Raw genomic sequence first — 20,829 nt, forward strand, 5'->3', positions numbered from 1 at the left:
ATTCATGTTCTGAGGCATTAATTAAGTTATCTCCAACACTTAAATTATCTCCAACACCTCTAAAATTTCTTGGGCTGCTTTTCGGGATCCCAAGGTCTTTCCCAGAAGCTGTGGGGTGGCATAACAGTGGGATGAGCGCCAAACTAGCGGTGGTGCTTATGTGAGGATTGCAATGGAAGGCAGACCTAGGGCTAGGGTAGGGCGGCCTGTGCCGAAATCTCTGGAGACAAGGCAAAATGGCCGGCAACTTGCCCAACGGCGCCGACGCAGAGGCTCTTGGCCCCCTTCACCGCGAAGCTCCAGGCAGTGGGGAACAACGCTGGGATGGCTCTTGGGGGATCGGATCCCGACGGCCCGCCAGCTTGACTTTCGCGCCGGCATGACCGGCTTGGCTCTGACCATTGCCCTGTTTCTGACAGGGGCACGCCTGGTTTATTTGCAACATCAACAGGCACCCCTGTTGCAGCAGCGAGCCGAGGCCCAGCAGAGAGCCCAGCTAAGACCCTTCATTCCTCGTCGCTCGATTCTGGATCGTCACTCCATTGCCAAGCAACAGGCAGAATTGCTGGCCGTAGATCGCCCTGTCTACACCCTCTGGGCCCATCCCCGTCTCTTCGGCAAACGCACCCCGGAGGAAATGGCCACTGCCCTTGCTCCCCTGTTGCGGCGTCCGGTGGAGCAACTGACGCAGCGGCTGTCGGTTAATCATGCGGTGCGGGTGGAGCGCTGGGTATCCCAGGAGGTGGCGGATCAAATTCAGGCTCTGCATCTGGATGGCCTGGAGCTGGTGAGCGAGCGGCAACGCATTTACCCCCAAAAAGAGATGGCCGCCGAGGTGGTGGGCTATGTGGATCTGGATCATCAGGGCCAAGCGGGAGTGGAATATTCCCGGCAAGAGCTGCTGGAGCGTACTGTTCAGCCTGTTACTATTCCTCGCGATGGCTACGGACGACTGTTGGCTGCAGAGGTACCGGAAGGGCTGCTGCAATCCCGCGAGACGGTGCTGCAACTTACCCTAGACATGCGTCTGCAAAGAGCTGCCCGCGCTGCCCTGAAAGCCCAACTGCAACGGTTTCGAGCGCTGCGGGGTACGGTGATCATCTTGCAGCCCCACACGGGGGAGATTTTGGCTCTGGTGAGCGAGCCCACCTATGACCCCAACCGCTACTTTGAGTATGACCCCGGTCTTTTTCGCAACTGGGCCGTAACGGATTTGTATGAGCCGGGATCCACCTTCAAGCCCATCAACATTGCCATTGGGTTGGATGCTGGAGCCTTCAGGGCAGATGAGCGGGTCTATGACGAGGGTCGGATTCTCATCGGTCAGTGGCCCATTCAAAATTACGACTACCACCAGCGAGGGGCCCATGGCTGGATGAGCGTCACGGATATCCTGCGGCAATCCAGCAATGTGGGCATGGTACATCTAATGCGCAAGCTGGATCCCCGCCAGTACTACAATGCCTTGGTGCGGCTGGGGTTCAACGAGCGCAGTGGCGTGGATTTGCCCTTTGAGCCGGCCAGCCGTTTGAAACCGCTGCGACAGTTTGTTACGGTGCCGGTGGAGCGGGCCACTGTCGCTTTCGGCCAGGGGCTGGCCCTCACTCCTCTACAGTTGGCTGCCATGCACTGCATCATTGCCAATGGCGGACTGAAAGTACAGCCCCATGTGGTGCGAGGCTTGGTGGAAAAGGATACGGATACTCTGGTTTGGGGATCCCCGCAGCCCCAGCCGGTGCGGGTGTTGTCCGAGCAAGCCACCCTGGCGGTGCGTATCCAAATGCGGGATGTGGTGGACTTTGGCACCGGGCAATCGGCCAAGATCGAGGGGTATGAGATCGGCGGCAAAACCGGCACTGCCCAGAAAGTTGGGCCGCGGGGGGGCTATTTGCCCGGCAAGCGCATCACCAGTTTTGTGGGCTACTTCCCGGCCATTCGCCCGAATTACGTGATCTTGGCGGTGATCGACGAGCCGCAGGGGGAAGATGCTTTCGGCTCGACGACGGCTGCTCCCGTTGTTCGCTCGGTCATCCAGGAGATCATCGCCCTGGAAGGGATCCGCCCCAACTCTACTTAGCGCAGCTACAGGAACAAGGGGCGAAGGCGGATGCCAAAGAGGGCCCAGACCGTAAAGAAATGAGCGAAATGCCCGTACTTTCCTATTGGCTCTTCCTGGAAAAAGCCCTACTCAAGACTTGCCACCCATAGAGTCGGGTTTAACCTCCGCACTCCTCCAGCTCAGTTTGGAGTTGAGGTAGAAGTTCCAGAATACGACAACACCGATGGCAATTAAGTTGGCCAGTAGATAATGAACGCCCAAGCGCTCGCTCAGCAAGATCACCAGTGAAGCGTTGAGAACCAAGCCAATTAAGCAGATAACGTTAAACTTCGCCAACCGCTGCAGGCGATTCCAGGGCCCCGGCTGCAAGCGGGTCACATGGCGAAAAGTCCACAGGTCGTTCCAAAGGAAGTTATTGAGAATGGCCACCTCCGAAGCAACCAGCTTACTCGTTATGAGATCCCATCCCAAGTTGGCGGGATCGTGCAAAACATAGAGCAAAGCCATGTCCACCAAGGTGCCGGATAGGCCAACCGTGCTGAAGCGCAAAAAGGATCCCACCTGCCCTAGCGAAAAGCGCAGCACCATCAGGTGGTGGAGATATTGGAGACAAGTTTGCAGTTGGATTTTGCTCTCGCCGTTCTGGCGCTCCTGAAAGATGTAGCCGACTTCAGCAATGGTTTTCACCCGGCCCCGCGCCAGCACCTCGATCAGCAGCTTGTAACCCTTGGGGTTGAGCGGGATCCCGGCAATAGACTGGCGTCTGACCAGGAACAGTCCGCTCAACGGATCGGAAACACGGCTGAAGATCCCTGGCAGCAGAGCCAACCCGATCCATTGGGCCCCACGGGAGACGATGCGTCGGCCCAAGCTCCAGTGGCTCACCCCCCCCGACTCCGCATAGCGGCTGCCCACCGCCAGATCTGCCCCCTTCTGGATGAGCAGCCACAATTTGAGGATGATCTCCGGCGGATGCTGCAAATCCCCATCCATAACCCCCAGCACCTCTCCGCGGGCAGCCTGCCATCCTCGCACCACTGCTGTAGCCAGGCCCCGTTCCCGCTGCCGGCAGATAACGCTGAGTTGGGGAAACTCCTCCTGCAGCTCCTGGGCCAACTTGGCGGTGTGATCCGGGCTGTTGTCATCCACCACAATCAGCTCATAGGCCCCCGGTAGAATCGTGTCTAGGTGGGCACACAACTGCCGGATCAGGCTGCAGATACTGGAGGCTTCGTTGTAGGTGGGAATGACCAGCGACAGTTGGACAGGGCTGGACTGAGACAGAGGTGGAATCTGAAAAGGAGCTGCAGAAGCTTTGGGATCGGCAGAGGAAGTAGGAGCTCCATGAAGCATTCAGCAGGCCATCCAAAAACAATAAAACAAAAATCCTCCGCCTAGGGCTGCAAATCCTAGGACTGCCTTGGTTCATACTGGGTCCACAGAACGATCCCCTATCGTACTGATCGATGAGCCGCAGGGCTAGACCTTTCTCTACCTACTTAGCTTCTGAGGACTCCGTCTCACTGACGCGAACGGGAGAGGTCACCTGGCTAAGGGGATCCCGTGGAGTGGCTCATCGCCACCGGGATCTGGGCCTGAGCAGAGGCAGTCTCAGGCAGCGAGGGGGCAGGGGTGAAACTGGGGTAGGGGATGCGCTCGTGGTTGGATTCCCGCCAGACCTCCACGAAAGCGTCTGCCACCACCTCCAAATCCTCCAGCGTCAGCCCACTATCAACCAACTGGCCATCTTGCCAACGGGCCTGGGCAATTTTGCGGACAACAGCTTTTGCCCGCTCGACCACATCGGGGCCGAAGCCATCGCTCAGAGTCATGCTGCGCAGGGCGGCTTCACAGGCATCGGCCATCATCACCACCCCCGTCTCCTTGCTCTGGGGGATCGGGCCATCGTAGCGGAACGGCTCTTCGGGTACGGGCTGACCCCCGGCTTTCATCTGGGCTTGATGGTAGAAATAGGCAATCAGGATCGTCCCCTGGTGCTCAGGGATAAACGCCTGGACGGCGGTAGGCAGATTATATTGCTTGGCCAGGCGCAAGCCATCGCTGACGTGGGCCTTGATAATCTGAGCGCTGCGATAGGGATCGTCCAGTTGGGCGTGGGGGTTGAGGCTGCCCATCTGGTTCTCGATGAAGTAGCGGGCCTGCAACATCTTGCCGATGTCATGGTAGAGGGTGCCGGTGCGCACCAGCTCCACGTTGAGGTTCAGCTTTTGGGCAGCCCGTTCTGCCAAAGTGGCCACAAACAGAGTGTGCTGAAAGGTGCCGGGGGCCTCTGCAGCCAGTCGCCGCAACAGGGTGCGATTGGGATTGCTCAACTCGATCAGACGAATGGGGGTGGCCAAGTCAAACAGGCGCTCCAGGTAGGGGCTGGCTCCCAGGGCAACAATGCTCCACCCCAGGCTGGTTCCCCCCGCCAAAGCCATAGCCAACAGGTCGATGCCGCCGGTGGCGGCCAAGCTAACCGCCCCGTAGGCCAGCATCTGCACCGCTGCCGCTCCTCCCCCCAGCAAGGCCAGCTCTTCTCGGGAGCGGGAACGCCCGGCCAAGGCAGAGGCCACCACACTGCCGGACAACAAGGGCACGACGGTGAGCAGGTTGGCAGAGGAGACCAAGGGCAAAAACAACGCCTGGCCCACCACCACCACCAGGCCCAGCCCTGCCCCGTAAAAACTGCCCAGCAACAGCCCCACCGCCGGCAAGGAGCTGAACTCCAGCTTGAACAAGGCCGCCAACAGGGGAGCGGTCAGGGAAACCATGAGGATCAACACTCGATCCCGGCGGCGCAATCCCGGCCTCAAGCGTTGTTGCAGAGGCACAAAGACAGCCAGGCCCATGCCCATCACTCCGGCCACTCCCACCAAGCCCCAGATGTTGATCCCGCGCTGGGTAAGCCCAAAGTGATCCAAGATGAGAAAAATTTCGGGAGTGATGACCTGATCTGCTCGCACGATCACCTGGTTCTCGGCAACCGAGATCAGAACCGGCTCTACTTTTTCCAGCTCGGCGCGAATGCGCTGCTCGGTGCGCTGGGGATCCACCTCCACATTGGGAATGAGCACCTGCTGCAGCCACTGATAGACCAGCCCTTGCAACTCCTGTCGTTGGGCAGCATTGCCCGGAAACATCAAATCGTCCAGTTGGGCTTGGATCCCTTCGGCGCGAACTTCGCGGGGCAGGCCATCCACGATCCCTATCTTCTGCAGACGCTCCAAGACCCGCCGACTCAAGGTTTGCAAATGCTGCCAATCCGCATCTGCCAAATTGAGAACGGTGGCCGGGACAGGGGGGGTGAGCTGCTCCAGAGCCGGCAAAGCCGCTTGATAGCGCCGTTGCGCCGCTTCCACCTGGGCAATTAGCTGAGTATAGGGATCCGTCCCCGCCATCTGGGTGGCCGATCCATCCAACCAAGCCCGCTGCCAAACCTCAACAAGCTCCTGCTTGGCCCGCTGCTCCAGCTGCTCCGGTCGCCCAGAAGAGGGCTCTTCTGAAGGAGATGGGGTGGCTCCGCGGATGGCCTCTTTTCGGACGCGAGCCTGGAAGGGTTCCCACTCCTCCGGGGAAAGCTGGCGCAGGTAGATCTGCGTTGGCAGAGACAGCAACTGGACAGAAACATAGGGCAGAGGCCCTGCCTCTTGTCGGATGGCTTCCACCTCAGCCAGGAGACCCTCCAGGTTTTGCCGCATGCTGTCGTTGGCGGTGCTGTTGATTTTGAGGGCCTGAACCACCCGCCGTCGCGCCTCAGCTTGTCGGGCCTGGGTAGCCTCCACATCTTCAATCTCCGCCGCAGCAGGGGCAAGAAACGTCTGCGGAGAACGGCTGCCGACGGTCAGTTGTGGTTCGTTGTAGTAGCGGATCCCGTGGACGGCAGTGAGGGAGAGAAGCGCGAGGGCATAGCCGGCAATCCGCTCCGAAAGGGGGGGCCTGCTCTTTCGAGGGGAAGCTGCCTGGCGTCGCCGAGTCCAGTGTTCCGCGTTCGCGTCGGTGGCGCGAAGGGCTTTGGTCGTGAGCGGGTTTTTCATGGATTGGCCTGGCAGCGTCTTTCTCTTTTCTATCCCCTTTTGGCCGGGTAGCCCAGGAAGAGGATCTCAATCGCCGATGGTAATCTGCCCCACCATACCTGCTTCTGCATGGCCGGGAATGGTGCAAACCAAAGCGTAGACTCCAGATTTCAGGGGAATAAATTGCCACTCCACCGAAGCGCCTGGCTTCAGTTCCAATTCTCGGATCTGGCCCTTGATTTCCACACCGGCCACTTCCAACTTACGGGTCCAAACGGCATCGGCAAAATCTTTGGCGCTGAAATAATGTTTCAATTGGCTGGGGTTGCTCAGGCGAAGACGGTAGAGGCTGCCGTTGTGAAAAGACAGTTCCTTGGGCGCAAACACCAACTGATTGTCGGCAGTGCCCAACTCAACCACCTTCTCCTGCGGCGTTTGTCTGGAGAGATCCCGCGCCTGCGCCAGGCCAGGGATCCCAATCATGAGAACCGATAGCCAAATTCCCAACACCAGGAAACGACAGAACCTGCTTAACATGGCAACACCATGGAATCAAAAACTCTCTCCCGCTGAGGGGAGTAGCTTGGAAACTCAAGATAGCAGCTCGAGCGGTGGGTGGAGAGATTTTGCCGCTGCGGCTGTCTAGCCCTCTACATCCGTGTAGAGCCGCACAGTTAGGGCTTCCCCTCCGTCTTCGGGTATTTCGCCCCTCATTTCAAGGGCTACCGCAGCGGCGTAGCCACCGGCAACCCGAAGGGGTAGGGTCACCCAGCGGGAGTCCTCGCCCAAAGCTGCAGAGCCGGCCAGACCTCTGCCCGTTCCCTTCAGGAGTGCCTCTTTTTGTGTCCACATTTGGAAGAAGAGGGCATCTCGCTCTGGAGCTGGACAGTTGGCCAAACGGACTTGCTCGGCAGCCGAAAAGTAGCGCTGGGCGATGCGCTGCCAGCGGGGCACAGGTCGAACCCATTCCAGATCCACTCCAATGCGGTATTGCAACCTCAGGCCGATCAGGACGCGCTCGTGGGAGTGGCTGAGGTTGAACTGCAGCGGTAGGGGTGGATCCCGCCAGTAGGGTTTGCCGGTAGAACTGTGGTCGAGGGGGATCCCCTGGGGTGGAATGCCGCTGTAGCGGCTGAGCAAGCTCCGCAACCCAAGACGACCGGCCAGAAAGCGGCACCGATCCGCCGGCAGTTGTAAACGCTCTGCCCGCCGACGTTCCTCAGGAGAAAGAAAGTCGAGCTGGGGGAGCAACTTCTCCAACGGGGGGACTGTCTGCAGCCAAAGGTGCGCCTCCGACTTCCCCAACAACGGCTGCAGGGATCCCACTGTGAAGTTGGGTCTAGACAACTCTAAGGAATAAGGATGGGATAACATGGCCTTGAATTGGTGGGGTTGGCAACACCACCCAGACAGTACACCCTTTCCTGTACGCGCTCGCGAGACCTGGTCTGACCTGATGCCCTCCTTCCACTATCCCCCCCGTCCTGACCGTGTCCGCGCAGCTCGTCAGCAGGCTATTCGTCAGGGGATCCTCTGGCTGTTGTTGGGGTTCACGGCTGTGTTGGCGGGTTCTGCCGGTGCCCTCCTGGCCGTGATGTTGCCCCGTCAGGTGATCCCAACTTCCCTCACTCCTGCAGAACAAGAAGCCTTCCGTCCCGATGCCTTACGGGCTGCGGCTCTGGATCGCTCGTTGCATATCCTCATTCTCGGCACGGACAACCCGGATCCCACCCTGCCCTTGCCCACAGAGCGAGATCGCTTCCACACCCGCAGCGACACCATTCTCTTGGCCCGCTTTGATCCCCAGGCGCGGCGGATTACCGTTTTGTCCATCCCCCGCGACACTCGTGTGCGCTTGCCTGGCTTTGGTGTGGCCAAGATCAATGCTGCCAACTTGGCAGGGGGCCCGGCGCTGACGGCTCAGGTGGTCAGCCACTTGATGGGTGGGATCCCGATTGACCGCTACATTCGCCTCAATACCGATGCTCTGGAAGAGCTGATCGACGCGGTGGGCGGCGTGGAAATCTACGTGCCGGAACCGATGCAATACGCAGATCACACCCAGCAGTTGTTCATCCACCTGGAGCCCGGCTGGCAACGCCTCAATGGAAAACAAGCCCACCACTTTGCCCGCTTTCGCCGCGATCACCTGGGATTGGGGGATATCGGTCGGGTGCAACGGCAACAGGAATTGCTGCGGGCCCTGAGCCGGGAACTGCTCTCCCCTGCTGTCTGGCCGCGGATCCCAAAGATTTTGCAGGTTATCCGCACCAACCTCGATACCAACCTCACCTGGGAAGAGGTTCTGAGCTTGGCCAAGTTTGTCCTCACCTCTGGGGGCGATCGCATCGACCTGGTGCTGCTGCCGGGCCGCTTCAGTCAGCCGGGAGAATTCTCCACCAGCTACTGGCTGCCGGATCCAGCCGGGATCCGACGGGTGGCCGTCTCCCACTTTGGCCTGGAGGCAGAGGTAGCCCGCATTCCTCCACACCGCCTGCGCATAGCCGTGCAAAACGCGACCGGAGAGCCGGGGATGGCCCGCCGTATGGTGCAAGAATTGGTGAGACAAGGATACGCCCATGCTTTTGCCGTGGAAGACAGCACTCAGGTGCTGCAGCAAACGGAGATCCTCGCCCAGAGCGGGGATCGGGAGGGGGCTAAACAGATCCGCGCCGCCATTGGCCTGGGAGAAGTGCGGGTAGAATCTACTGGCGTTCTCAACTCCGATGTCACCATTCGGATCGGCCAGGATTGGGCTCAACAGTTGGCTTTGGATGAAGCACTCCGCGCCGCTGACGCCAACGGCCAAACCCAAGCTCCGCCCGGAGCAGCTCAGCTCTAGAGAGCCGGTTCGGTTGCGAGTGCGGATTTCCGAAAAAGAGCCTGCTTGTCGGGGACTTTTCGGTCTCTGTAGATTAGCACTGAGCTTGTTTGAGTGCTGAGCCACCTATGACCGTGCTGGAACAGGGATCCATCACCATCCACACCGAGAACATCTTTCCCATCATCAAGCAGTCTCTCTACTCGGATCGAGAGATCTTCTTGCGGGAGCTGATCTCCAATGCTGCTGATGCCATCACCAAGCTGAAGATGGCCAGCCTTGCCGGCGAAGTGGCAGATCTCCCAGAGCCGGAGATTACGATTGCCCTCAACAAGGAGGCCAAGACCTTAGCGGTGGCCGATAACGGCATTGGCATGACTGCCGAGGAAGTGAAAAAATACATCAACCAGGTGGCTTTTTCCAGCGCTGAAGAGTTCATTCAAAAGTACAAGGGCAAAGACGCAGAGCAAGCAATCATTGGCCACTTTGGTCTAGGATTCTACTCCTCTTTTATGGTGTCGCAGCGGGTGGAGATCGACACCCTCTCCTATCGGCCCGGCAGCACGCCGGTGAAGTGGGCTTGTGACGGCACCACTACTTTTACCCTCTCCGATTCTGAGCGCTCCAGCATCGGCACCACCGTTACCCTTTACATCACCCCCGAAAACGAAGAATACCTGGAGCCAAGCCGCATTCGGGAATTGGTTCGTAAATACTGCGATTTCATCCCCGTTCCCATCAAGTTAAACGGGGAAGTGATCAACAAGCAAAAGCCCCTGTGGAGAACCTCACCTTCCGAACTTAAAGATGAGGATTACCTAGAGTTTTATCGCTACCTCTATCCCTTTCAAGAGGATCCCCATTTCTGGGTGCACATCAACACCGACTATCCCTTCATCGTGCAAGGGATCCTCTATTTTCCCAAGTTGCGCCCGGATATTGATCCCACCAAGGGTCAAGTCAAGCTGTTCTGCAATCAAGTCTTTGTCCAAGATAACTGTGAGGAAGTTATCCCCAAGTTCCTCCTACCTCTGCGGGGGGCCATCGACAGTCCGGATATTCCCCTCAACGTCTCTCGCAGCTTCTTGCAAAATGACCGCACCGTAAGACGCATTGGGGATCACGTTGCCAAAAAGGTGGCGGATCGTCTCAATGAACTGTACAGGGAAGATTACGAAAAATACGTCAAGGTCTGGCCCGACATCAGCCTCTTTATGAAGTTTGGGGCGATGAACAACGACAAGTTCTTTGCCCAGATTAAGGATATTCTCATTTTCCGAGTGGCCGGATCCCCTGCCGATAAACCCGAATATGTGACCCTGAAAGCATACCTAGAGCGCACCCGCGATAGGCAAAACAAGCGAGTTTACTACGCCACCGATGAGGCTGCCCAGAGCGCCTACATCGATCTCCACCGCTCTCAAGGACTGGAAGTGATCATGTTGGATAGCTGGATCGACAGCCACTTCAGCAGCTTTTTGGAGCGGGAATACAAAGAAGAAGGGATCCAATTTAAGCGGGTAGATTCTGAGCTGGATGAAACGCTGGTGGATAAAGACAAAGCCGCCGAAATTGTTGACCCGGTCACGCAAAAAACCCGCAGCCAAAAGTTGGTCGATCTCTTTCGGCAGGCCCTGGGCAAAGACAAGTTGCAGATCACAGCAGAAGCTCTTAAATCAGAGTCGGTTCCGGCCATGATCTTGCTGCCGGAGACGCTGCGGCGCCTGCAGGAGCTCAACGCCGTCATCCAGCAAAAGCCGCTGGAGTTTCTGGAAGAGCACACCCTGGTTCTGAACACTGCCCATCCCCTCATCCAAAACCTGCAATCTCTTGCCGATCGGGGGCGGGATCCCGACTTGGTTCACCTCATCTGCAATCACATCTACGATTTGGCTTTGATTACCCAGAAAAGCTTTGATCCAGCAGCCGCGCGGGCCTTTGTGCAGCGCTCCAACGAAGTGCTGACTCGGCTCACCCGCCCTCAATAGGCAGCGCTGTCCAGGGTAGACTGCAGGGCTTCCGCTCCACCGGGCAGAGACGGACGGGATCCGGCCCCGTTGCCGCTGTGGCCGTAGCTGCCTTGGAGCACGGGGGCAACTTGGCGCATCAGAGTAGCCATCTCCAGGGCACTCATGGCGTATTCCCAACCTTTGTTGCTCTTGACCCCGGCCCGCTCCAGAGCCTGCTGCAGGGTATCGGCGGTGATGATCCCGAAAATGACCGGCACGCCGGTACGAAATCCTGCCGCCGCAATGCCTTTGGAGACCTCCGCCGCCACATAGTCGAAGTGGGGAGTTTGCCCGCGAATCACTGCCCCCAGGCAGATGATGGCGTCATAACGGCGAGATTGGGCCAGTTGGTGGGCCAGCAAAGGCACCTCAAAACTGCCCGGCACCCAGTAGTAGTCCACCTGCTTGCTCTCCGGGCCGACATCCACACCATGCCGCTTCAGCGCGTCCTGGCACCCTTCTAACAATTTGCCGGTGATCAGGTCGTTAAACCGACCGATGACAATGGCCAGACGCAGATCTTCCGTCTGAACAAAATTGCCCTCGTAAACTGCCATCTGCGCTGCTCCAGACCTACCCAAGAGAAGAACAAGCGGAAAACCACGCTCTCCCATCCTAATTCACTGAGGGAGCGGCCTTCATGCCTATTGAGAAGAGAGGAGAGAGGAAAGAGCGAAGAGAAGAGACTCCTCCTCCTCACTTCTCACTCCTCCCTTCTCACTCCTCGGTACTCAAAAGCGGTGCTTGTCTCCCTAGCCATCTCTTCTGATAAAGATTCATTTTTGTGCGGAAAGACACATCTCTACCTGAGGCCAAGACCTAGCTTGGGTGCATGACACAGCCGCTTTCTGAAATTGCCCGCGCCCAAGGGATCGGCTACTTTCTGCTCTCTTTTACCGACCTGTTTGGGATCCAACGGGCCAAGCTGGTGCCTGCCTCAGCTATCGACTTCATGGCAGAGGGTCAGGCTGGATTTGCCGGGTTTGCTGCCTGGTTGGACTTGACGCCTGCAGACCCCGATGTGTTTGCCCAGCCGGAGCGCGAGCGCTTGTTTCAACTGCCCTGGCAGCCGGAAGTGGCCTGGATGCCTGCCGATCTAGTCCAGGTCAACGGGGATCCCTTGCCACAAACCCCCCGCTGGGTGTTGAAGCAGGTATTATCCCAAGCAGAAGCTATGGGCTTTCAAGTCAAGACGGGGATCGAATGCGAGTTCATGCTTCTGTCGCCAGAAGAGTGGGCCATTTCCGATGAGCGGGATCGGCAGGCCAAGCCCTGCTATGACCAGCAAAGTTTGATGCGGCGTTTCTCGGTGATCCGAGACATCTGCGATGGCATGCAGAAGCTGGGCTGGGATCCCTATCAAAACGATCACGAAGATGCCAACGGCCAATTTGAAATGAACTGGCGGTTTGACGATGCCCTAGTTACGGCTGATCGCCACGCCTTTTTCAAATACATGGTGAAAAGCATTGCCGAAAAGCATGGCTATCGAGCTACCTTCATGCCCAAACCCTTTGCTCATCTGACGGGCAACGGCTGCCACACCCATATTTCTCTTTGGCAAGGCGAACAAAACCTGTTTGCCGATCCCCAAGGGGAATTGGGGCTTTCTCAACTGGCCTATCACTTCATCGGCGGGGTGCTACACCATGCACCTGCTTTGTGTGCCCTCACCAACCCGACGGTCAATTCTTATCGCCGCCTCAATGCCCCCGTCACGCTCTCTGGGGCCACCTGGTCTCCCAATACGATCAGCTACAGCGGCAATAATCGCACCCACGCCATTCGGATCCCGGATGCCGGGCGGTTTGAACTGCGTTTGGCCGATGCTGCTGCCAATCCCTACCTTTTGGCTGCCGGTCTCATTGCCGCCGGCCTGGACGGGATCCAACACCAACGGGATCCTGGCCCCCGCTGCGACAACAACACCTATACGGATCCCCTCCCCAATGCCCAAACGTTGCCCGGCTCTTTGGTCGAAGCCCTCAACCATTTAGACCAAAACACCCTGTTCCGCAGCAGGCTTGGGGATCCCTTTGTGAATGCCTACCTCAAGCTCAAACGCCAACAGTGGCAGGAATACAACCGTCAGATCACGCCCTGGGAGCGGGAAACAACCTTGGATTGCTAGCCCGGTAGTTGTTGTTATCTCATTACACCTTGAGAGAGGGCTTCCAACTGGCCTGGAGTGACCCTAAACCTGGGCCAACTGGTGTTGAGCTGCCTGCCGCATCACCTCTACTGGCACAGGCTTGCCTCCCAGCCAAAGCGATAGAGCCTTGGCCCCCTGGTGAACCAGCATCTCCAGCCCACTGATGGGGGTATAGCCCAACTCGGCGGCCATGCGCAGCAGAGGAGTGGGATCCGGCACATAGATCAGGTCGTAGACGATGGCACCTGGAGACAGCAGGCACAGTTGCTCCCGGCTCAGGGGAGAGAGCTCCTGACCGCCAGGGGATCCCGGCTTGTGCATGCCCACGGGGGTGGTGTTGACCAAAAGCCGCGTCTGAGACAGGTAGCAATTCAACTCCGCCCAGTTCACCGTCTCCACCTGAGGCCAGGTCTGTTGCAAGGCCAGCAATGGGTTGGGGGATCGCCCCGCCACCCGCACCGGCCCCAGCCCCAACTCCAAACAGCCTTGGATGGCCGCCCGCGCTGCCCCCCCGGATCCCAGAATGAGAGTAGGGATCCCTTTTTCCAGACCCAGCAAAGGCTGCACAAAGCCATCGATATCGGTATTGGTGCCCGCCCACCCGCCCTCTGGCAAGGGGTAAACCGTATTCACCGCCCCCACCGCTGCTGCCCGCGATTCAATCTGATCGAGCAAAGGGAGAATGGCCTGTTTGTGAGGAATCGTCACATTAAACCCCCGCACCCCAATGGCCGCCAGCCCTGCCACCGCCGCCGCCAAGTGTTTTGGAGCCACCGGAAACGGCACATAGCAATAGTTTTCCCCCATAGCTGCCAAAGCAGCATTGTGCATGGCCGGGGATAAGCTGTGGGCCACCGGATCCCCGATTAGACCGAGCAATTGGGTGCTTCCCGAAATCCGACCGTCCACCGGCTCAGCCAACTCCTCAAGGGATCCCTTAAGCCACTCAAGATTTAAAGACGATTTAAAAACTACTGAGACTCCGACTCAACCCGCTGCAGAGTCTGCCGGTAGCGATGGCGCCAGTCGGCCAACGATTCTTCCGAAATGTGGTCGATCAAGGTGCTCATCTCCGCCAGGATCTGATAAACGCGGTCAAAGCTTTGTCGGGTTCGCTCTTCCTGTTCCGGTTGACGCGCCTGCACCATGTACAAGCTCATCTTGATGGTTTGCAGGCGGTTTTTGCCCAAATCTTCTATCATTTCCCGAATTTGCCCGATTGCCTCCCGCCTCACCTGTCTCTGCCGCCGTCGCAACAGCCAAAAGAGGATCCCGTGGACGACCCCTACCAAAGTGGCGCTGACCGCCGTTGCCGTTTCTAGCGAAAAAGCGCTGCGGCTGGCCACAAAACCACTTAGCAGAATCACCCCTATTCCTACCGCCGTCAAGATGAGCTCAATGTTGTTTAGGAACCATCTTCCTGCTGGTCTCCAGATCCCAGATCCGGCCACTTGACCCTGAAGAATGCCCATCATAGCCTTTTGCACCTCCCTTCCGTCTCTCCCGTTCGCTCAGCCCATCACTACCTGCTCAGCCGCCCCAAGGCCAGGCGCGGTCTTCTACGGCTCAGTTGACGCTTCAGACAAAGCTGCCGGAGTTTTCGCCGCCGCAAGCGGAAGGGTCTATGGGCCAGGGATCCCGCTGTGGACAGTTCCGGTGCAGAAGCCTGCATTTTTTGGCTGAGCTCTTGATGGTGTTGGCGGAGATCCTCAATCTGCTTGAGGCGAGTTTCCAGCTCTCGGCGCAGTTCGGCGTTTTCTTTTTCCAGACGCTGCAGGCGTTTCAGCAGCTCTGAGGACTCCGTTCCGCTGACGCGGTCGGAAACTGGGATGGGATGGGGAGCAGTCACCACCGAGCTGTGCACATTCCTGCTATCTCGCATAGCCTGGGCAGCCCGACGCAACAGAGCCACCCCCTTGGGATCATCGCTGTCCATGAGGCTGGCCGCTCCAAACTGGAGCTGTACCGGCAGCGCCCGTCCATTCACCACAAAGGGATCCTGAATCATTCGCTGGCAGCAGCGTTCGGCAGCCATTTGCGCAGCAGCCAAGGTGCTCCCCGGCAGCAGAATGATAAACTGCCCCTCGTCGTAGCAAAACAGGTCGTCTCCATCGCGCAGGTTATTGGCCAAACGCTCCCTAAACAGTTTGAGCAGATCAGCCCGACCGTCAGCATCCAGCCCTTGTGCCAGAGAACCGAGGTTGGCCAAGCGCAGCACAAACAAGCTGAGGGGTTCCGATTGAGCACGGGCCTGGGCCACCCGCAGCGGCAAACGAGCCACCAAATCCTGACGGTTACCCACCTCCAAACCAATCGACTTGGGGGGAGAGGGAGGAGATTTTTGCCCAGTTTTGAGCAGATATTGCTGGCGGCGACTTTCTACAATGCGCAGCCCTGCCCGCACCCGCGTCAGCAGCTCTGCAGCCTGAAAGGGTTTGGAAAGAAACTCATCGGCGCCTGCCTCCAAAGCCCGCTCCATGCTATCGTTGCCCTCGCGGGCAGTCATAATGATGTAGTACACCCAAGCATATTCCGGCAGTTGCCGCAGTTGACGGCACAGGTCTAGGCCGTTCAGGGAGGGCATGACCCAATCGGCAATGATCAGATCTGGGGGTTGGCGGCGAATTTGCTCCAGCGCGGAGAGGCCATCCAAAGCATAAGAAATACTGCAGCCCTGCTTGCCCAAAAAGTTGGACAGCATCTCTGCCACCATGTAGCTATCATCCACAATCAGTACACGGGCTTGCAGACTGCCGTCTTGTCTTCTGCCAGAGACGAGTTTCGCCTTCTCAGGCGCAGGAGCTGCACTAGCGCTCTCCGGTCTGGGATCCATAGACAAACTGAGGCAGGATGGCGAGAAAATCCGGGAAAGCAAACTACCCGCAACTTTCCATCGCTATTCTAGTGAATGTGGTATCTCCATCGTTATTCTGATGCGGTAGCGAACAGCAGCCGCTTCCACTTTGCCGAGTTGGTTAGATGGATTGAATCACTCTTGAATCACTGAGACTTCGCTCGTCCAGAGCCGCTGTCTGTTGCTGCCCAAGGCTTGCTCTGACCAGAAGCCCTTTGGCGGGAGAGCTGAAATCTATGTGGTGAACATTTGTGAATTATTCGAGGCAGCAAAGCAGAGGCTCAGTAACGGATCTCGAGGGTGACTTGGGCGCGCACGGTTTGCTGTCCCCCCTCCACCGGTGTGGATGCTGTTTCTAGACGGGCATAGTCGGCGCGGGCAAAGGGGATCGGCGGCGGGATCATGTAGCCATCGCTCTGAATCTGGATGCGCTCGACGGAACGGATGCTCAGGTTCAAGGCCCCCAGCACATCCTGGGCTTGACGTTGGGCATCTTTCACGGCTTGGGTTAGGGCGCGGCTGCGCGCTTCCAACAGGGTGGCATCGTCGGCCCGGAAACTGACCGATTCCACCTGGGTGGCTCCGGCGGCCACGGCTTCATCCAGCACTTGCCCGGCTCTGGCCACGGGCACCTCGAATTGCAGACTGTTTTGCCCCTGCACACCCGTTAGGCGAGGCTGGCCATCCCGATAGTCGTATTGCGGGTAGAGGGAAATGCCGGTGGTTTGTAGAGCGCTTACTTGCAGCTCCTTGAGGCGATTGACCAGCCGCTCTGAGCGTTCTGCCACCTGTTGTTGTACCGATTGCGCCGTCTCCCCCTGGATCACCACCCCCAAGCGAATGAGGGCAATGGAGTTCTCTACGGAGACCGATCCCTGTCCTGTAACCGTCAACATTCGGGATCCCTCAGCGGGACTGGCCATCGCTCCACCTCCGGCGATTATGTTCCAACCCAACAGTGCCACCGCCAGTACCAGGCCCAGCCACGCTACCCCCTTCAGCCCTTTCCAACCCCTGATCCCGTTCATCGCTTTCCCCTTCTGTGGTTCAATCCCAGCCTACTCCCACCGCTCCTCAGCCTGATCCGACAAAAGCCCCAGCCACCAGTTCCCTAACCTCACCCAGCCGGTGCGTTCTTGCCCCCACGGATCCCGTATCCGCACACGGAATACCCGTTGATACTTGGAAGTGCTCCCGGAAAAAGGCCCCAGCCGCCAGTACTGTGCCTCCTGGCTCAAAATGGAGTAGCCATGCTTTGCCGCCCACCGCTGCAGCAGCTCTTGGCTGCGTCTTTGTTCCCAGACAAAAATTCCCATGATAAAGGGCAACAGCAACCGCCGCCCCTACTAGGGCCAATGCCAGCTCAGACATGGGGATAGACTCTACTGCCCATCCTATGGGAGTTGCTCCAATGCTGGGATCCCCGGCGGTCAAAGTTCACCTTCGTCGCCTCACCCGCCCTCAGACCTTGGACAAAGAGATCCCTGCTTCAACCCATCAGGCCGTATGATCGAGGCAGGGTGGTCAAAACTTAATTTGTTCTCAATTTGTTAAGGTCTCTTTAAGAATGGCCGAATCGAAACTGCGACAACTGCTGCGCGATCTGGATGTTGAGCTGCAAAAAACCCCTGGCCTGGACGAAAAGCAGCGGCAGCACATTGCCACCATTCGCCAGGAAGTGGAAGCGGTGCTGGCCGAGCTGGGATCCCGAACCGAGAGCAAACAGAGCCAAGGGCATAGAGATCGCATCGGAGAGGCGCTGGGCCTGTTCGAGACCTCGCATCCCAACCTTACCCTGATCCTGGAGCAGGTGATCGACACACTGGCAGGGATGGGTTTGTAGGTTCAGGGTCCATAAAAGGGCTCACCAGAAAGCTCCCTTGCTTGCTAGCCTTGGTAATGCGTTGAAAGCTCCTGCTCTATGACCAGCACTCTCCACTCCACTTCGTTTAACACCGCCCGCTCCAAACAGATTTTTGCCCGGGCACAAAGCCTCATGCCGGGGGGGGTTAGTTCTCCGGTACGGGCCTTCAAGTCGGTGGGCGGGGATCCCGTCGTGTTCGACCGTGTCTCAGGGGCCTACGCCTGGGATGTGGACGGCAACCAATACATCGACTACATCGGCAGTTGGGGGCCGGCGATTGTTGGCCACGCTCACCCCGAGGTCATTGAGGCTCTGCGCCGAGCTTTGGAGAAAGGCACCAGCTTCGGCGCCCCATGCGTTCTGGAAAATGAACTGGCGGAGCGGGTCATTGAGGCGGTGCCCAGTGTGGAGATGGTGCGCTTTGTCAATTCCGGCACTGAAGCTTGCATGGCGGCGCTGCGCCTGATGCGGGCCTACACGGGTCGGGAAAAGGTGATCAAGTTCGAGGGCTGCTACCACGGCCATGCGGACATGTTCTTGGTGAAGGCCGGTTCGGGGGTGACCACGCTGGGCTTGCCGGACTCCCCAGGGGTGCCCAAGGCAGCTACCAGCGCCACTCTCACTGCCCCCTACAACGACCTAGAAGCAGTCAAGGCCCTGTTTGAACAGCACCCCGACTCCATTGCCGGAGTCATCCTAGAGCCGGTGGTGGGCAATGCCGGCTTTATTCCCCCCCAGCCGGGCTTCTTGGAAGGCTTGCGAGATCTCACCCAAAAGTACGGGGCCCTGCTGGTATTTGACGAGGTGATGACCGGCTTTCGCATCAGCTATGGCGGTGTACAGGCCAAGTTTGGGGTCATCCCCGATTTAACGACCCTGGGCAAGGTCATCGGCGGCGGCCTGCCGGTGGGGGCCTACGGCGGTCGGCGAGAAATTATGGAAATGGTGGCTCCAGCGGGGCCGATGTATCAGGCGGGCACCCTTTCCGGCAACCCCCTGGCCATGACAGCAGGGATCCAGACACTGGACATTTTGCGCCGCCCGGGCACCTACGAGTATCTGGAGCGGATTACCGAGAAGTTGGCGACGGGGCTATTGCAGATCGCGCGGGAAACGGGGCATGAGATGTGCGGGGGCTATCTGCCCGGCATGTTTGGCTTCTTTTTTACTGCCGGCCCAGTGCGCAACTACGAAGAGGCCAAGACTTCCGATCTGCAGAAATTTGCCCGCTTCCATCGCGGCATGTTGGAGCGGGGAGTCTATCTGGCGCCCTCGCAATTTGAGGCCGGCTTCACCTCCCTGGCCCACACAGAGGCCGATGTGGAGAAAACCTTGGCCGCAGCGCGAGAGGTGTTGAGCACCCTCTGAGTTGACAATTACCCCCTCGCGAGCCGGGATCCCTGCTATGGCCGAGCATATCCATCGCAACTGGAGCATCACCACCCAAGCTACAGAGAAGGGGTTTATCTTTCGCTGCCGGCTGCTCCAGCAAGATGGCTCTTGCGAGTCGGAGATTGGCACCAAAGCCTACGGCTACTTTCAAAACGAGGCCGAGGCTATTCTGGCGGGCATGGTCTGGATCGACCGGCAGCAACTGCCAGATCACCTGGACGGCCTACTGTTCGACAATGAGGAGCCGGAAGGTTAGATAGGGGCTTCTTCTCGCACCAGCCGCTCCCAACCCAAGCCTTTGAGGGCTGCATTGCGCCGCAGCGGTCGGGTCACCAGCTCCAGCAGAGCTTGGGCGTTGCCGAAGCCGTGGATCTGGGCGAAGGTAAACTCCACCGACCACTTGGTGGCTATCCCGCGCGCCTCTAGGGGGTTGGCGTGGGCCATACCTGTGATCACCAGATCCGGCTGCAGGGCCTTGATGCGCTGGATTTGGTTGTAGTTATCCGGCTTTTCTACGATGGTGGGCTTGGGCACTCCCATCTCTTCGCAGGTGCGCTCCAAGAGGGCCAGCTCAGCCGCTTGGTAGCGTTTGTCCATGTAAGGGATCCCGATTTCCTGCACCATCATGCCGCAGCGCACCAAGAAACGGGCCAGCGAGATCTCCAGCAGGTTATCGCCCATGAAGAAAACGCTTTTGCCCCGCACCAGCTCCAGATAATCCCGAACTTGGGGATGGCTCCACACTTCCGCTTCCCGCTCTGCCAAGCCTTGAGTTGGGATCCCCAGCTCGCGGGCAATGGCTTCTATCCAGGCGCGGGTGCCATCCGGCCCGATGGGAAAAGGAGCGGTGATGAGCTTAGCCTTTTTGCGGCGTACCAGCGTGGTGGCCGTGCGGCTGAGGAAAGGATTCACCCCCACCACGTAGGTGCCCGGCTCGATGGCCGGCAGCTCTCCATAGCGTTTGGCCGGCAACCAGCCGGAGACGCGGATCCCGTGTTTTTTCAGCTCCAGGGTGAGTTGGGTCACCACCGGATCGGGCACCGAGCCGAAGATCACCAAGGGAGGATGCTTGTGGAAGCCTTCCTCCTCTTTCTTTTTTCCGGAGCGGAGCCCGTAGAAAAGAGCCTGGAGACCCCCGCGGGTTTCCTGCTCCTCTGCCCGCACCTGCTCTGGGCAGCGCTGAGCCATCGAGGCCAAAACCGTATCTTCCCCTTGGGTAAAGGCGTAGTCGAGGCCATTGGCCCGTGCCACCACAATCGGGATCCCGATCTCCCCTTCCAGCTTCTGGGCTAGGCCCTCCAGATCCATTTTGATGATCTCGGTGGTGCAGGTGCCGATCCAAACAATCACGCTGGGATTGCGATCTCGTTGAATTTGCAGGCACAGCCGCTTCAGCTCCTCATAGTCGTTGAGCTTGGCGCTAATATCCCCCTCTTCCAGCTCCGCCATGGCATAGCGGGGCTCGGCAAAGATCATCACCCCCATGGCGTTTTGCAGAAAGTAGCCACAGGTTTTGGTGCCGATGACCAAAAAGAAGCTGTCTTCAATTTTTTGATAAAGCCAAGCTACACAACTAATCGGGCAAAAGGTATGGTAGTTGCCGGTTTCGCACTGAAAGTTAAGGGCATTGGCACTATCCAAAGCAGCATTCATGCTCGTCTC

The 20,829-nt window shown here is 58.4% G+C and carries 19 protein-coding genes; 8 read left to right on the forward strand and 11 right to left on the reverse strand.

The features are described 5' to 3' along the window. Positions 1-236 precede the first annotated feature (236 nt). The gene (locus ACVWYZ_RS04260; protein WP_457466230.1) at positions 237-383 is read left to right on the forward strand and encodes a hypothetical protein; all 147 of its coding nucleotides are present in this window, start codon (positions 237-239) and stop codon (positions 381-383) included. Further along, a complete protein-coding gene (locus tag ACVWYZ_RS04265) occupies positions 332-2,077 on the forward strand; it encodes a peptidoglycan D,D-transpeptidase FtsI family protein (protein ID WP_414409085.1) in 1,746 nt (581 codons plus the stop codon). Before ACVWYZ_RS04260 ends, ACVWYZ_RS04265 begins: the two co-directional genes overlap by 52 nt. A gap of 111 nt (positions 2,078-2,188) precedes the next feature. On the opposite strand, the gene ACVWYZ_RS04270 is transcribed toward ACVWYZ_RS04265, so the two are convergent. From ACVWYZ_RS04270 to ACVWYZ_RS04285, 4 genes are all read right to left on the reverse strand, one after another. After that, entirely contained in the window at positions 2,189-3,412 is a 1,224-nt protein-coding gene (locus ACVWYZ_RS04270; protein WP_457466232.1) for a glycosyltransferase, read from the reverse strand. Positions 3,413-3,609: 197 nt separating this feature from the next. Then, complete coding sequence (locus ACVWYZ_RS04275) at positions 3,610-6,096, reverse strand: HD family phosphohydrolase (RefSeq protein ID WP_457466235.1); 2,487 nt, start codon at positions 6,094-6,096, stop codon at positions 3,610-3,612. Positions 6,097-6,162: 66 nt separating this feature from the next. Continuing rightward, a complete protein-coding gene (locus ACVWYZ_RS04280) occupies positions 6,163-6,612 on the reverse strand; it encodes a plastocyanin/azurin family copper-binding protein (protein WP_457466237.1) in 450 nt (149 codons plus the stop codon). A 105-nt stretch (positions 6,613-6,717) separates the two neighbouring features. Beyond that, a complete protein-coding gene (locus ACVWYZ_RS04285) occupies positions 6,718-7,326 on the reverse strand; it encodes a 4'-phosphopantetheinyl transferase family protein (protein ID WP_457466239.1) in 609 nt (202 codons plus the stop codon). Between the two features lie 121 nt (positions 7,327-7,447). Here ACVWYZ_RS04285 and ACVWYZ_RS04290 point away from each other — a divergent pair, with 121 nt between their 5' ends. Together ACVWYZ_RS04290 and htpG are read left to right on the forward strand one after the other, a co-directional pair. Further along, positions 7,448-8,917, forward strand: a complete 1,470-nt coding sequence (locus ACVWYZ_RS04290) for an LCP family protein (RefSeq protein ID WP_457466241.1) — start codon at positions 7,448-7,450, stop codon at positions 8,915-8,917. A gap of 107 nt (positions 8,918-9,024) precedes the next feature. Then, positions 9,025-10,884 (forward strand): molecular chaperone HtpG, encoded by a 1,860-nt coding sequence (gene htpG / locus ACVWYZ_RS04295; protein ID WP_457466243.1) that lies wholly within the window; start codon positions 9,025-9,027, stop codon positions 10,882-10,884. On the opposite strand, the gene ribH is transcribed toward htpG, so the two are convergent. Continuing rightward, positions 10,878-11,462, reverse strand: coding sequence for a 6,7-dimethyl-8-ribityllumazine synthase (gene ribH / locus ACVWYZ_RS04300; protein WP_414330323.1), 585 nt, complete (start codon positions 11,460-11,462; stop codon positions 10,878-10,880). The genes htpG and ribH overlap by 7 nt on opposite strands. Before the next feature lie 275 nt (positions 11,463-11,737). On the opposite strand from ribH, the gene glnT reads away from it, so the two are divergent. Next, on the forward strand, positions 11,738-13,036 hold the full coding sequence (gene glnT, locus ACVWYZ_RS04305; protein ID WP_457466245.1) for a type III glutamate--ammonia ligase: 1,299 nt from the start codon (positions 11,738-11,740) through the stop codon (positions 13,034-13,036). 63 nt (positions 13,037-13,099) lie between these two features. Here the strand turns inward: glnT and ACVWYZ_RS04310 are convergent, their stop codons facing one another. The 5 genes from ACVWYZ_RS04310 to ACVWYZ_RS04330 all read right to left on the reverse strand — a co-directional run bounded on the left by ACVWYZ_RS04310 (position 13,100) and on the right by ACVWYZ_RS04330 (position 17,227). Beyond that, positions 13,100-13,966, reverse strand: coding sequence for a shikimate dehydrogenase (locus ACVWYZ_RS04310; RefSeq protein ID WP_457466324.1), 867 nt, complete (start codon positions 13,964-13,966; stop codon positions 13,100-13,102). Positions 13,967-14,028: 62 nt separating this feature from the next. Then, positions 14,029-14,532 carry a hypothetical protein gene (locus ACVWYZ_RS04315; protein ID WP_457466247.1) on the reverse strand — a complete coding sequence of 168 codons (504 nt, stop codon included), beginning with the start codon at positions 14,530-14,532 and terminating at the stop codon, positions 14,029-14,031. Between the two features lie 47 nt (positions 14,533-14,579). Continuing rightward, positions 14,580-15,758 (reverse strand): response regulator, encoded by a 1,179-nt coding sequence (locus ACVWYZ_RS04320; RefSeq protein WP_457466249.1) that lies wholly within the window; start codon positions 15,756-15,758, stop codon positions 14,580-14,582. Between the two features lie 434 nt (positions 15,759-16,192). After that, positions 16,193-16,939: an SIMPL domain-containing protein gene (locus tag ACVWYZ_RS04325; protein WP_457466251.1), complete on the reverse strand. Its 747-nt coding sequence runs from the start codon at positions 16,937-16,939 to the stop codon at positions 16,193-16,195. A gap of 30 nt (positions 16,940-16,969) precedes the next feature. Beyond that, a complete protein-coding gene (locus tag ACVWYZ_RS04330) occupies positions 16,970-17,227 on the reverse strand; it encodes a hypothetical protein (protein WP_457466253.1) in 258 nt (85 codons plus the stop codon). Between the two features lie 251 nt (positions 17,228-17,478). Between ACVWYZ_RS04330 and ACVWYZ_RS04335 the strand changes: the two genes are divergently transcribed. The 3 genes from ACVWYZ_RS04335 (at position 17,479) to ACVWYZ_RS04345 (ending at position 19,423) form a co-directional block, all read left to right on the forward strand. Further along, positions 17,479-17,754 (forward strand): DUF4404 family protein, encoded by a 276-nt coding sequence (locus tag ACVWYZ_RS04335; protein ID WP_011432644.1) that lies wholly within the window; start codon positions 17,479-17,481, stop codon positions 17,752-17,754. 78 nt (positions 17,755-17,832) lie between these two features. Beyond that, a complete protein-coding gene (hemL, locus tag ACVWYZ_RS04340; protein WP_457466255.1) occupies positions 17,833-19,143 on the forward strand; it encodes a glutamate-1-semialdehyde 2,1-aminomutase in 1,311 nt (436 codons plus the stop codon). Position 19,144: 1 nt separating this feature from the next. After that, a complete protein-coding gene (locus tag ACVWYZ_RS04345) occupies positions 19,145-19,423 on the forward strand; it encodes a hypothetical protein (RefSeq protein ID WP_457466257.1) in 279 nt (92 codons plus the stop codon). Here the strand turns inward: ACVWYZ_RS04345 and ACVWYZ_RS04350 are convergent. Then, the gene (locus ACVWYZ_RS04350; RefSeq protein ID WP_457466259.1) at positions 19,420-20,820 is read right to left on the reverse strand and encodes a ferredoxin:protochlorophyllide reductase (ATP-dependent) subunit N; all 1,401 of its coding nucleotides are present in this window, start codon (positions 20,818-20,820) and stop codon (positions 19,420-19,422) included. The two genes, ACVWYZ_RS04345 and ACVWYZ_RS04350, sit on opposite strands and share 4 nt — an antisense overlap. Between the last annotated feature and the right edge of the window lie 9 nt (positions 20,821-20,829).

This window comes from Thermostichus sp. MS-CIW-37 (assembly GCF_054060065.1).